11 protein-coding genes are annotated in these 12,696 nt (G+C 70.8%); 5 read left to right on the forward strand and 6 right to left on the reverse strand.

Features of this window, described 5'->3' with window-relative positions; translation table 11 throughout:
• The first annotated feature begins 392 nt into the window (after positions 1-392).
• A complete protein-coding gene (locus AT699_RS25735) occupies positions 393-4,676 on the forward strand; it encodes a bifunctional nitrate reductase/sulfite reductase flavoprotein subunit alpha (RefSeq protein WP_024070307.1) in 4,284 nt (1,427 codons plus the stop codon).
• Positions 4,677-4,757: 81 nt separating this feature from the next.
• On the opposite strand, the gene AT699_RS25740 is transcribed toward AT699_RS25735, so the two are convergent.
• The 5 genes from AT699_RS25740 to dkgB all read right to left on the reverse strand — a co-directional run bounded on the left by AT699_RS25740 (position 4,758) and on the right by dkgB (position 9,386).
• Positions 4,758-5,486: a hypothetical protein gene (locus AT699_RS25740; protein WP_024070308.1), complete on the reverse strand. Its 729-nt coding sequence runs from the start codon at positions 5,484-5,486 to the stop codon at positions 4,758-4,760.
• Positions 5,487-5,517: 31 nt separating this feature from the next.
• Positions 5,518-6,567, reverse strand: coding sequence for an NADP(H)-dependent aldo-keto reductase (locus AT699_RS25745; protein WP_024070309.1), 1,050 nt, complete (start codon positions 6,565-6,567; stop codon positions 5,518-5,520).
• Between the two features lie 120 nt (positions 6,568-6,687).
• Positions 6,688-7,578 carry an NAD-dependent epimerase/dehydratase family protein gene (locus AT699_RS25750; RefSeq protein WP_006387343.1) on the reverse strand — a complete coding sequence of 297 codons (891 nt, stop codon included), beginning with the start codon at positions 7,576-7,578 and terminating at the stop codon, positions 6,688-6,690.
• Positions 7,579-7,614: 36 nt separating this feature from the next.
• Positions 7,615-8,574, reverse strand: a complete 960-nt coding sequence (locus AT699_RS25755; protein ID WP_024070310.1) for a TIGR03571 family LLM class oxidoreductase — start codon at positions 8,572-8,574, stop codon at positions 7,615-7,617.
• A gap of 8 nt (positions 8,575-8,582) precedes the next feature.
• The gene (dkgB, locus tag AT699_RS25760; RefSeq protein ID WP_024070311.1) at positions 8,583-9,386 is read right to left on the reverse strand and encodes a 2,5-didehydrogluconate reductase DkgB; all 804 of its coding nucleotides are present in this window, start codon (positions 9,384-9,386) and stop codon (positions 8,583-8,585) included.
• A gap of 101 nt (positions 9,387-9,487) precedes the next feature.
• On the opposite strand from dkgB, the gene AT699_RS25765 reads away from it, so the two are divergent.
• The 4 genes from AT699_RS25765 to AT699_RS25780 all read left to right on the forward strand — a co-directional run bounded on the left by AT699_RS25765 (position 9,488) and on the right by AT699_RS25780 (position 11,704).
• Positions 9,488-10,390, forward strand: coding sequence for a LysR substrate-binding domain-containing protein (locus AT699_RS25765; RefSeq protein WP_020926490.1), 903 nt, complete (start codon positions 9,488-9,490; stop codon positions 10,388-10,390).
• Positions 10,391-10,474: 84 nt separating this feature from the next.
• Positions 10,475-10,834, forward strand: coding sequence for a translation initiation factor Sui1 (locus AT699_RS25770; protein WP_006387337.1), 360 nt, complete (start codon positions 10,475-10,477; stop codon positions 10,832-10,834).
• Positions 10,835-10,839: 5 nt separating this feature from the next.
• The gene (locus AT699_RS25775) at positions 10,840-11,190 is read left to right on the forward strand and encodes a DOPA 4,5-dioxygenase family protein (protein ID WP_024070312.1); all 351 of its coding nucleotides are present in this window, start codon (positions 10,840-10,842) and stop codon (positions 11,188-11,190) included.
• Positions 11,191-11,251: 61 nt separating this feature from the next.
• Positions 11,252-11,704 carry a GNAT family N-acetyltransferase gene (locus tag AT699_RS25780; RefSeq protein ID WP_024070313.1) on the forward strand — a complete coding sequence of 151 codons (453 nt, stop codon included), beginning with the start codon at positions 11,252-11,254 and terminating at the stop codon, positions 11,702-11,704.
• 53 nt (positions 11,705-11,757) lie between these two features.
• Here the strand turns inward: AT699_RS25780 and AT699_RS25785 are convergent, their stop codons facing one another.
• Positions 11,758-12,648 carry a LysR family transcriptional regulator gene (locus AT699_RS25785; RefSeq protein ID WP_006387332.1) on the reverse strand — a complete coding sequence of 297 codons (891 nt, stop codon included), beginning with the start codon at positions 12,646-12,648 and terminating at the stop codon, positions 11,758-11,760.
• Between the last annotated feature and the right edge of the window lie 48 nt (positions 12,649-12,696).

The raw sequence follows: 12,696 nt of genomic DNA on the forward strand, positions 1-12,696 counted from the left end.
CTGGGCCGTTCGGGTTTCAAAAGACAAACGGCGCCCGGGACTGTTGGGTCCGGGCGCCGTTGCCTGCAATGCTTGCGTTGTCTGGCCGGACACGGGCCCGGTATGGCAATCAAAGCAATAAGCGTGCCATCCCGTTGACGCCCGCGCGGCGCGGCGCCGCCGCACCCGCCGCGCACCCAAACGGTTCCGCGCCGCACCAATCCGGTGCGGCCGCGCACCACCGCGCACGCCGCCAGTCCCCGCGCCCCGCTGCCCGCCCGTGGCAAGCGATTGGCATGGAACTTGCATCGGCAGGACATCGACCCGGCCGCGCCGGGAACCAGGGCAATGGCGCCCTGCCCGCCCGGCCCGCTGGCCGCGCAGGCAGGGCGCCTTCTTTTTTGGAGCCGAGCATGAGCGGCACGCCGCGCACCGTGGACACCGTCTGCCCCTACTGTGGCGTGGGCTGCGGCATGACCCTGCACGTGGAACGGGAACAGGTGGTGAAGATCACCGGCAACCGCGACCATCCCAGCAACTTCGGCCGCCTCTGCACCAAGGGGTCCTCGGCCCACATCGCCCTGCGCCAGTCGGGACGGCTGGAACACGCCTACGTGCGCGCCCGCCGCGGGCAGGACCTGGCGCCGCGGCCGATGGCGGACACCCTGCGCGACACCGCCACGCGCTTGCGCGCCATCATCGATGCGCATGGCCCGGACGCGGTGTCGCTGTACGTGTCGGGGCAGATGTCGATCGAGGCCCAATACCTGGCCAACAAACTGGCCAAGGGCTTCATCGGCACCAACAACATTGAATCGAATTCGAGGCTGTGCATGGCCAGCGCCGCCAGCGGCTACAAGCTGTCGCTGGGCGCCGACGGACCGCCCGGCTCGTACCAGGACATCGACCGCGCCGACCTGTTCCTGGTGATCGGGGCCAACATGGCCGATTGCCATCCGATCCTGTACCTGCGCATGATGGAACGGGTCAAGGCCGGCGCGCGCCTGATCGTGGTCGACCCGCGCCGCACCACCACCGCCGAGAAGGCGCACCTGCACCTGGCGATCCGGCCGGGCACCGACCTGGCGCTGCTCAACGGCCTGCTGCACCTGCTGCACCAGGCCGGCAAGACCGACGCGGCCTTCATCGCCGCCCACACCGACGGCTGGGAGGCGATGCCGGACTTCCTGCGCGACTACGCGCCCGAGCGGGTCGAGGCGCTGACCGGCATCCCCGCCGCGCAACTGCGCCAGGCCGCCGACTGGATCGGCGCGGCGCCCGAATGGATGAGCTGCTGGACCATGGGGCTGAACCAGAGCACCCACGGCACCTGGAACACCAACGCGCTGTGCAACCTGCACCTGGCCACCGGCCGCATCTGCCGGCCCGGCAGCGGCCCGTTCTCGCTGACCGGCCAACCCAACGCCATGGGCGGGCGCGAGATGGGCTACATGGGTCCCGGCCTGCCGGGCCAGCGCAGCGTGCTGTCGGCCGCCGACCGCGCCTTTGTCGAGGCGCGCTGGGGCGTGCCGGCCGGCACGCTGCATACGCGGCTCGGGCAAGGCACCATCGACCTGTTCCAGCGCATGGCGGCGGGCGAGGTCAAGGCCTGCTGGATCATCTGCACCAACCCGGTGGCCAGCGTGGCCAACCGCGCCAATGTGGTGGCGGGGCTGCGGGCGGCGGAACTGGTGATCGCGCAGGACGCCTACCTGGACACCGAGACCAACCGCTACGCCGACATCCTGCTGCCGGGCGCGCTGTGGGCCGAGGCCGAGGGCGTGATGGTCAATTCCGAACGCACCCTGACGCTGATGCCACAGGCCGTGCCGCCGCCCGGGGACGCGCTGCCCGACTGGCGCATCATCGCCGGCGTGGCCTGCGAGATGGGCTACGGCCACGCGTTCCAGTACGCCAGCGCGGCCGAGGTGTTCGACGAGATCGCCGCCTTCGCCAACCCCGCCACCGGCTACGACCTGCGCGGCGCCAGCCATGCGCGGCTGCGCGAGACGCCGCTGCAATGGCCCTGCGCGCGCGCCGACGGGCCGGACCGCAACCCGATCCGCTATCTCAACGACGGCGTCAGCCAGCCATCGCTCCTGGCGGACGACGGCGCCCGCCCGCGCCTGGCGTTCGCCACCGCCAACGGCCGCGCGCGGTTCCACGCGCGGCCGCACGTGGATCCGGCCGAGCTGCCCGACGCCGACTATCCCATGGTGCTCAACACGGGGCGGCTGCAGCATCAATGGCATACGCTGACCAAGACCGGCAAGGTGCCGATGCTGAACAAGCTCAATCCCGCGCCATTCGTGGAGATTCACCCGGACGACGCGGCAACGCTGGGCATCGGCGCTGGCGACGGCGTCGAGATCCGCTCGCGCCGCGGCCGCGCGGTGCTGCCCGCCGTGGTCACCGACCGGGTGCGGCCGGGGAACTGCTTCGCGTCCATGCACTGGAACGACGTGTATGGCGATGAACTCTGCATCAACGCCGTCACCAGCGATGCCGTCGACCCGGTGTCGCAGCAGCCGGAACTGAAGTTCTGCGCGGTGGCGCTGTGCCGCGTGGCGGCGCCCGCGGACAGGACGGCGAACGACGCGGAACCAGCCGCGTTGGCCATGGCGGCGACGGCGGCCGACAGCGTTGCCGGCTTGCTGAGGGCGCACGCGGTTCCGAGGCTGACGGCGGCCGGCGGCGCCGCCCCCGCCGAGGCCATGGCCGCGCTGCTCGGTCTGACGAATGGCGGCGGGCCGCCCGCGCTGGATGCGCGCCAGCGCCATTACCTGTCGGGCTTTCTCAACGGCCTGCGGCAGGCCGGCGGCGCCCCCGGCGTGCCGGAGCTACCCGTCCACGCGCCTTTCGACGAGGCAATCCGCCTGTGGCTCAACGGCCTGCTGCATGGCCTGTACAGCCGCGCACCGCTGCCGCTGGCGATCACGCCTGGCGCCGACGCGGGGGAGGCCACCGTCCGCATCATCGGCCCGCGCCCGCGCGTGACGCTGCTGTGGGCCTCGCAGACCGGCAATGCGGAATCGCTGGTTGAACGCAGCGCCAGCGCGCTGGCCGCGGCCGGCTTCGAGTTGCGCACCGCATGCATGGCCGACTATGCGATCGACGCCCTCGCTCGCACGCAGTACCTGCTGCTGATCACCAGCACCTTCGGCGACGGCGACGCGCCGGACAACGGCCAGGGCCTGTGGCGCGCCCTGTCGGCCACCGATGCGCCGCGGCTGGCATCGCTGCGCTATGCGGTGCTGGCGCTGGGCGACAGCAACTATGACGCCTTCTGCGGCCACGGCCGCCGGCTCGACCAGCGGCTGGCGCAACTGGGCGCGCAGCCCTTGCTGGCGCGGGTCGATTGCGATACGGACTACGAGGCGCCGGCCGACGCCTGGCTGGAAAATGCCATTGCCACCATCCATGCGGCCGAGGCCGATCAGCATGGCCATCCGGCCACTGGCCTGATGCCGGACGACATCGCGGCGGCGCTGGCGGCCGACGCCCCGCCCACCGTGGCAGTCCGCGTCGCGCCGCCCGAGCCGCCCGAGCCGCTCGCCCCGCCCGCCGGCGCGCGCCCCGCGCCGCCCTCCCGGACGCGTCCGGCCCCCGCGCGCCTGATCGGCAACCAGCGGCTGAACACCCGCGGCGACAAGGACACGCGAGCGCTGGCGCTGGACATCGCCGACACGGGACTGGACTACGAGGCCGGCGACGCCCTCGGCGTATGGCCGCTGAACTGTCCCGAGCTGGTGGAAGAACTGCTGGCGCAGGCCGGCCTGTCGGGCGATGCCGTGGCCAGCGTGCCGGGCGCCGGCGACATGCCGCTGGCCCGGGCGCTGTCCGCCCATTACGAAATCGCGCGACCGGCACCGGCCGCGCTGGCGTTGATCGCCGAGCACAGCCGCGATCCCGGCCTGCGGCAATTGCTGGCAGAGGAGCGCCGCGCCGACCTGCGCCAATGGCTGTGGGGCAAGCAACTGGCCGACGTGCTGCACGCGTTTCCAGTGACACTGCCAGCGCAGGCGTGGCTGGGCGCGCTCAAGCGCTTGCAGCCGCGCCTGTACTCCATCGCCTCCAGCCCCAAGGCGCATCCTGGCGAAGTCCACCTGACCGTGTCCGCCGTGCGCTACGACAACGGCAGACGGCAACGCAAGGGCGTCTCGTCGACCTTCCTGGCCGACCGCGCCGGCGAGGCCGACGTGCCGGTCTTCGTGCAGGAAGCCAGCCATTTCCGTCCGCCGCGCCAGGGCGACACGCCGATGATCATGGTGGGACCCGGCACCGGCGTGGCGCCGTTCCGCGCCTTTCTGCAGGAACGGCGGGCGCGCGGCGACCGCGGCCGCAACTGGCTGTTCTTCGGCGAGCGGCACGCGGCCAGCGATTTCTACTATCGCGACGAACTGCAGGCGCTGCGCGACGACGGCCTGCTGACGCGGCTGGACCTGGCGTTCTCACGCGACCAGGCCGCCAAGGTCTACGTGCAGGACCGCATGCGCGAGCATGGCGCGCAGCTATGGGCATGGTTGCAGGAGGGCGCGCATTTCTATGTCTGCGGCGATGCCGCGCAAATGGCCCGCGACGTGGACGCCACGCTCAGGCGGGTGGTGGCGGAACACGGCGGCATGGACGCCGACGCCGCCGCGGCCTACCTGGCGCGCATGACGGCGGACAAGCGTTATGTGCGCGACGTGTATTGAGAGGACGACGCGGACTGCGCCGTCGATGTGACCGTCCAGCGCGCGAGGACGGCCCGAAGGAGTTCGACCGGCGATTGCACGCTAGCGTGCGCCGCCCGGGGGATCGTGCGGATCGTCGGCCGCCAGCCCGGCGCCCAAGCCCATCATGCCCATCCCCGCGGCGGCGCCGCCGCCCCCGGCTCCCCCGCCTTTGCCGCCCCCGCCGCCTTCGCCACGGGCGACGCCGCCCTTCGCGCCGCCGGCCGCCGGCCGGGTGGGGCCCTGCCGCGGAATCGCCAGCCCGGCCGGCACCGGTTCCAGGTTCAGCACGCGACGGATGAAGTCGCGCAGCGACACCACCAGCTCGGCGGTCTCGATGCCACGCCCGGCCACCAGGTCGGCGGCCGCCTGCGCGGCCAACCGGACCTGGTCCTCGGTGCCCAGCAGGATGATGTCGGAAAGCGCGGCCTCGACGGCGTCGCGCACCCGCCGCCGGCGCTCGGCGCCTGGGCCGTCGGCGCTGGGGGGTCGCAGCGGGTCGTCGTCTTCATGTGCTTCGGGTTCGCCGGCCGTCTCGGGCGCGCCACGGCGCAGGTCGCGAAGATGGCTGGGATCCACCACCAGGTTGCCGGTGAAGGATCCACCCAGCGTCTTGTAGGCCGCGATCAAGGTGCGCAGGCGCTCATTGATCTGGCGGTTCTCGCGTTCGCGCCGCTGCTGGATGGTCTGCATCACCAACAGGCGGATCCCCACCCCGATCAGGGTGATGACCGCCAGGCCCAACAGCGTGGACAGCACGGTTTGCCAGGAGCTGAAATCGAGATTGCGCATGATGGGTCCTCGTCGCTCCCGGCAAGCGGGATCAGGGCGCCGGGTTCGGGTGGCGCACGTGGATCTGGTCGATGGCCTGCAACACGTCGGCCGGCAGTTCGACGTCGACGCTGTCGATATTTTCCTTCAATTGCTGCAGATTGGTCGCGCCGATCAGGTTGCTGGTGACGAACGGACGCTGATTGATCCAGGCCAGCGCCAGGTGCGTGGGCGAGATGCCGTGCTGGCGCGCCAGCTCCACGTATTCGCGGGTGGCGGCCTCGGCCTGCGGGTTGCTGTAGCGGGTGAAGCGCGTGTACAGCGTCAGGCGGGCGTTAGCCGGACGCGCGCCGTCCAGGTACTTGCCGCAGAGCATGCCCATGGCCAGCGGCGAATAGGCCAGCAGGCCCACGCCTTCGTGGTGGGTGAATTCCGACAGGCCGATCTCGTAGACGCGGTTGAGCAGGCTGTAGGGGTTCTGGATCGAGGCGATGCGCGGCAGGCCCAGGTTGTCGGCGGCCTTGAGGAATTGCGATACGCCCCACGGCGTTTCGTTCGAGACGCCCACGTGGCGCACCTTGCCGGCGCGAACGAAGTCCTGCAGCACCGACAGGGTTTCCTCGATCGGCACGGTGTGCTCGTCCTTGACCCACGGATACGACAGCTGGCCGAAGGTGGCGGTGGTGCGGTCGGGCCAGTGCAGCTGGTACAGGTCCAGGTAGTCGGTCTGCAGGCGCTTGAGGCTGGCGTCCAGCGCCTCGGTCAGGTTCTTGCGGTCCAGGAAGGTCTTGCCGTCGCGGATGTGGCCGGGGCGCTTGGGGTCGCGCGCCGGGCCGGCCACCTTGCTGGCCAGCACGATGTCCTGGCGGCGCTTGCTGCGCGCCAGCCAGGTGCCGATGTAGGTTTCGGTCAGGCCCTGGGTTTCGGCCTTGGGCGGCACCGGGTACATTTCGGCCACGTCGACCAGGTTGACGCCGCGCTCCAGCGCGTAGTCCAGCTGCTGGTGGGCCTCGGCCTCGGTGTTCTGCTCGCCCCAGGTCATGGTGCCCAGGCCGATCAGGCTGACGTCCAGGTCGGTACGGCCGAGTTTGCGGTATTTCAAGTTCTGCTCCGTGCGGAATCTCTGAAGGGAGCGCTCACCTTACCGCAACTCGGTTGGCGTTTTGCTGACGGCGTTGCGTCCTTGGCCCACCCTGTGGACGCCGCCCGCGCCGCTCCCGCGTCAGGCGATGGCCTGGCGCACCCAGGCGATCACGTCGCCATGGACCGGCGCCCAGCCCAGCTCGCGGCGCGCCTTGCCCGCCCGCACCCGGCTGTTGGAACCGAGCGCGTAGGCGCCCAGGTCCTTGCCCCAATAGGCTACCGCCTGCGCCGGGTCCCAGGCCTGGGCCGGCCCCAACCCCAGCGCCTGGCCGATGGCGCCAACCAGGTCGACGAAGGCCGCCTCGCCATTCTCGACGAAATAGAAGCTGCCGGCCGGCGCCTTGTCCAGGGCCAGCCGGTACAGCGCCGCCACGTCGGCGACGTGCACGTTGGACCAGCGGTTCAGGCCCCGGCCGACGTGCCGCGCGATGCCGCTTGCGCGGGCCTGCGCCACCAGCGGCGGAATCTGCACGCTTTCGGCGCGCGGCCCCTCGGTGGCGCCGTAGATCAGGCTGTGGCACAGCACCACGCTGCGCACGCCGGGCGCGCTGGCCAGGATCAGGTCGTTGATGGCGATGCGCGCGGCCTTGCCCGGCACCGGCGCCACCGGAGTGGTTTCGTCGAACACCGCGTCGGACGGCTCGCCCAGCGCGTCGTCGGCGACCAGGCTGCTGCCGCTGGTGTGGATGAACACCTTGCCGCTGCCGGCCAGCGCGCCCAGCAGGGCCTCGACGGCGCCACGGTGGTCGCTGTCGGCCGCGTTGATGACGGCGTCGGCGGCGCGCGCCTCGGCCGCCAGCAGCGCCGCGTCGTCCAATGTGCCCAGCACCGGTTCGATGCCGAAACCGCGCAGCTCGGCGGCGCGCCCGGGGTTGCGGATCAGGCCGCGGACCTCATGGCCGGCCTTGACCATCGAGGTAGCGACCGCGCCGCCGATGAATCCGCTGGCGCCGGTGATGAATAGCTTCATGGTGCTTGCTCCTTGTGTTGATAGGCCGCGAGAGGCTCAGGCGGCCGTGGTTTCCGCTTGCGAGGCCGGCACGCCGCCGCCATGGAACTGCGGCAGCACGTGCTCGGCGATCTCGTGCAGCGTGTCGGCCAGCGGCCGCTGGTTGCGCCGCAGGTGCAGGCCGATGTGCTGCACGCCCGCGGCGCGCAGCGCATGGAGTTCCCGCGCCAGCGCGTGGCGGCCCGCCTGCGCGCCGAAGCGAAAGCGCCGCAGCGGCGCGTCCGGGTCCTCGGCCAGGTCCAGGTGGATGAAACTGGCATAGGGTTTGTCGCCGGCCACCTGGCGCCAGGCGGCGCTGCGCCGCGCATGGTCGTCGGGCGCGCCGGGATAGGCCAGGCAGGCATCCATGTGCGCACCGATCCAGGCCGGCGTCTGCTGCGCCAGGCCCGCCACCAGCAGCGGCGGCGCCGGCGCCCGCGGCAGCACATCCAGGCCATCGGGCAGGCTGCCGCGGGCGCCTTGGCGCAGCAGCGCCACCTGTTCGCGGAAAGCGGCGCCGCGATTGGGAAAATCGCGGCCGAACAGCGGATACTCCACCGGCCGGTCGCCGCTGGCCACGCCCAGCAGCAGGCGGTTGCCGCTCAGCCGCTGCACGCTGGCGGCGGACTTGAGCGTCAGCAGCGGCTCGCGCAGCGGCAGCACCACCGCGGCGGTGCCCAGCAGGATGTCGCGCGTGACGCCCGCCAGGTAACCCAGGTAGGTGAATATCTCGAACACCTGGCCGGCGTCGCCGAAGGCCGGATCGTACAGCGGCACGTCGCGCACCCACAGGGCGCGAAAGCCGAGCCGGTCGGCCAGCACGGCCAGGTCGGCGTGGCGTTGCAGGTCGGGCTCGCCGGGCAGGCGGCCGGCCTGGCGCCGCGCCTGCTCGCCGGCGGCGGTCCAGTCGTTGTCCAGGGGCGCTTCCAGGCCGATGCTGAAACCGCCCGCGGTCAGGCTTGAAAGCGCGTTGTCCATGGCGCGCCTCAGTCCCAGGCCGCGGCCAGGCCGTCGGGGCTGACTTCGCGGCCGTTGCGTTCCAGCGCGGCGATCTGCGCCATGTCGGCGTCGGTCAGGCGCAGGTCGCGGGCCAGCAGGTTGCTCGCCAGGTTCTCGCGCTTGGTGGACGACGGGATCACGGCGAAGCCGCGCTGCAGCGCCCAGGCCAGCGCCACCTGCGCCGGCGTGGCGTTGTGGCGCTGCGCGATCTGGCCGATCACGGGGTCCTTGAGCACCTTGCCGTAGGCCAGCGTCATGTACGACGTGACGTGGATGCCCTGTTCGTTCAGGAAGTCCACCAGCTTGCGGTTCTGCAGATGCGGGCTGAGCTCGATCTGGTTGGTGGCGATCGCTTCCTTGCCGACGGCGGCGATGGCTTCGCGGGTCTCGGCGATGGGGAAGTTGGAAATGCCGATCTGGCGCGTCAGGCCCTGCTCGCGGGCGTCCATCAGGCCGGCCATCATCTCGGCGATGGCCACGCCGTTGCCGGGCGCGGGCCAGTGGATCAGGGTCAGGTCGACGTAGTCGGTGCGCAGCTTGGCCAGGCTGTCCTTCAGGCTGGGCACCAGCTTGGCGCGGCCATAGTTCGGCACCCAGATCTTGGTGGTCACGAACAGGTCGACGCGGGCGACGCCGCTGGCCTCGATGGCCTGGCCCACTTCGGCTTCGTTTTCATAGATCTGGGCGGTGTCGACGGCGCGGTAGCCGACGTCCAGCGCGTTGCGCACGGAATCGATGACGACCTGGCCCTGCAGGCGGAAAGTGCCGACGCCAAAAGACGGGATGCTCATGTAAAACTCCTGGGTAAGTGTTGGAATGCATCCAGTGTGCCCGCTCGATCCTTGCGGAATAAGCCCGGTATTGGCGAAATACTTTTGATATAACGTCAAATATGAAGACGACACTCGACGAAATGCAGGTCTTTATCGCCATCGTGGACTGCGGTTCGATCACCGCCGCCGCCGATGCGCTGCAGCAGACCATTTCCGCCACCAGCCGCACCATGACGCGGCTGGAGGAAAAGCTGCAGACCACGCTGATGCGCCGCACCACCCGGCGGCTGGAGCTGACCGAGGAAGGCAGCGCCTACCTGGAGCAGGCCCGCAAGATCATCGCCGCGGTCGAAGAGACCGAGGAACAGATGCGCGCGCGCCGCAACCAGCCGGCCGGCCGCCTGCGGGTCGACGCCGCCTCGCCCTTCATGCTGCACGTCATCGTTCCGCTGGTGCCGGGCTACCGCCAGCGCTATCCCAAGGTCGAGCTGGAGCTGAACAGCAACGAGGGCAACATCGACCTGCTGGAGCGCCGTACCGACCTGGCGCTGCGCATCGGCAGCCTGAAGGATTCGTCGCTGCACGCGGTGCCCATCGGCCGCAGCCGCGTGCGGGTGCTGGCCAGCCCCGGCTACCTGGCGGCGCATGGCACGCCCAAGCGGGTAGCCGATCTGCGCGAGCACACGCTGCTGGGGTTCTCGCAACTGGAATCGCTGAACGAATGGCCGCTGGAGGACGCCGACGGCCAGCCGCTGCACATCCAGCCGTCGATCCGCTCGTTCAGCGGCGAGACGCTGCGGCAACTGGCGCTGAACGACGCCGGCATCGTCTGCCTTTCCGACTTCATGACGCGCGCCGACCGCCAGTCCGGCGCGCTGCGCCAGCTGTTCCCGCGCCAGACGCTGGACGTGCGCCAGCCGGTCAATGCGGTCTATTACCGCAATACCGCGATCTCCTCGCGCATCAAGTCCTTCATCGACTACCTGGTCGAATCGCTGGGGCCTCGCGGCTTCGACGAATGAACGCGGCGCGCGCGGCTCCGGCGGCGCCTGGCGGCGGCCGCTCCGGCATAATGGCCGCCTGAACCGCAACATCACGCAATACCCATGAAAAGCAGCTCCAAGGGCGGACTCGTCTATTCCACCGACGGCGGCCGCATGTGCCCCCAATGCCGGCGCCCGCTCGCCGACTGCCAATGCCAGGCGGCGTCCCGCCCGGTGCCGGCGCCGGGCGGCGCGCGCGTGTCGCGCGAAACCAAGGGCCGCGGCGGCAAGGCCGTGACCGTCGTCAAGGGCCTGCCGCTGGACGACGACGCGCTGGCGGCGCTGGGCAAGCAGTTGCGCACCGCCTGCGGCTCCGGCGGCACCGTCAAGGACGGCGTCATCGAGGTGCAGGGCGATCACTGCGACCGCATCCTGGCCGCGCTCGAAAAACTCGGCCATCGCGCCAAGCGCGCCGGAGGTTGACCACCATGATCCTGGACCCCGCCATCGTCGACAGCTGGCACGCCCACGTCTACTTCAACGCCGATAGCCGCGACGCGGCCTGGGCGCTGCGCGCACAGGCGCTGGACGCATTCGGCGACAGCATCCAGATGGGCCGCTTCCACGAGCGCCCTGTCGGCCCGCATCCACAATGGAGCTACCAGCTCGCCTTCACGCCGGCCGCGCTGCCGCGCGTGCTCACCTGGCTGGCGCTGAACCATGGCCTGCTGGACGTGTTCCTGCATCCGAACACCGGCGAATCGCTGCGCGATCACCGCGACTGCGCGCTGTGGATCGGCCACAGCCACACGCTGAACCTGGCGGCGCTCGGCGGTTGATCCCCGCCCCAGCCTTGCGCGGCGCGCCGGCCGCGCCCTCTTCCGATAGACGACACCCGACATGAACCTGCATTACCGCCCAGCCCATCCCGACGACGCCGCTGCCTGCATCGACCTGCGCGGCCGCACCCGCGAGAACGCCTTCTCGGCCGAGGACCTGCGCGCCCTGGGCATCACCGTCGAAAGCTGGCGTGATGGCATCCGCGACGGCGCGCTGCCGGGCGTGGTGGCGCTGGCCGACGGCGTAATGGCGGGTTATTGCTTCGGCGATCGCGACAGCGGCGAGATCCTGGTGCTGGCCCTGCTGCCGGCCTACGAGGGCCGCGGCATCGGCCGCGAACTGCTCGGGCAGGTCATGCGAACGCTGCGGGCGCTGGGCCATGAACGGTTGTTCCTGAGCTGCGCGGCCGATCCGGGCGTGCGCTCGCATGGCTTCTACCGGCGGCTGGGCTGGGCGCCCACGGGCGAGATCGACGCGGCCGGCGACGAAGTGCTCGCCTACCGGTTCGCCTAGCGTCCGCCCCCGCGCATGCCGCCGACCGGCGCGCCTTCGCCCCCCGGCCTGGCCTACGCGAAACGCGCCATCAGGAAATCGATGAACGCCCGCGTGCGCGCCGACAGGTCGCGCTTGCTGGGGTAGTACACGAACAGGTCGGCCGAAGGCAGGATGAACTCGGGCAGCACCACGCGCAAGCGCCCGCTTTCAAGGTACTTGGCCAGGTCCCACTCCGAGCGCACCAGGATGCCATGGCCGTCCAGCGCCCAGTTCAGCACGATGTCGCCATCGTTGCTGGACAGCGCGCCGTGCACCTTCACGGTCTCGGCGCGGCCGTCGCGCGTGAAGCGCCAGACGCCGTAGGCGTCCTCGTTCTGCCGGTGGATGATGCATTGGTGGTCGGCCAGGTCGCGCAGGCTGGCCGGCGTGCCGTGGCGCGCCAGGTAGCGCGGCGCCGCGCACAGGAAGCGCCGGTTCGACAGGACGCGGCGCGCCACCAGGCGTTGGTCGGGCAAGGCGCCGAAGCGGATGCCCAGGTCCACGCCGCTTTCCACCAGGTCGATCGGCCGGTCGGTCACGTCCAGCTGCACCTCGACCTGCGGATGATGCAGGGCGAACTCCGACACGATGGGCGCGATCGCCGTGCGGCCGAAGCCGAGCGTCGCATTGATGCGCAACAGGCCCTTGGGCACCGAGCCGCTGGACGACACCACCTCTTCCATTTCGCGCACGTCGGCCAGGATGCGCGTGGCGTAATGCAGGTAGGTTTCGCCTTCGGGCGTCAGGCTGATGCTGCGGGTGGTGCGGTTCACCAGCCGCACGCCCAGCCGCGCCTCCAGTTGCGCCAGGCGCTTGGTGGCCGCCGGCGGCGTCAGGTCGAGCTGGCGCGCCACCGTCGACAGGTTGCGGTGGCGCGCCAGCAGCACGAAGAACTCCAGGGAAGATGCCAGATCGTGGTTCACGGCGGGGAACGCCTCATCGGGACGAGGCCGGCGACGGGCAACGAGCGC

The sequence above is a fragment of the Achromobacter xylosoxidans genome (assembly GCF_001457475.1).
Classification (GTDB): domain Bacteria; phylum Pseudomonadota; class Gammaproteobacteria; order Burkholderiales; family Burkholderiaceae_B; genus Achromobacter; species Achromobacter xylosoxidans.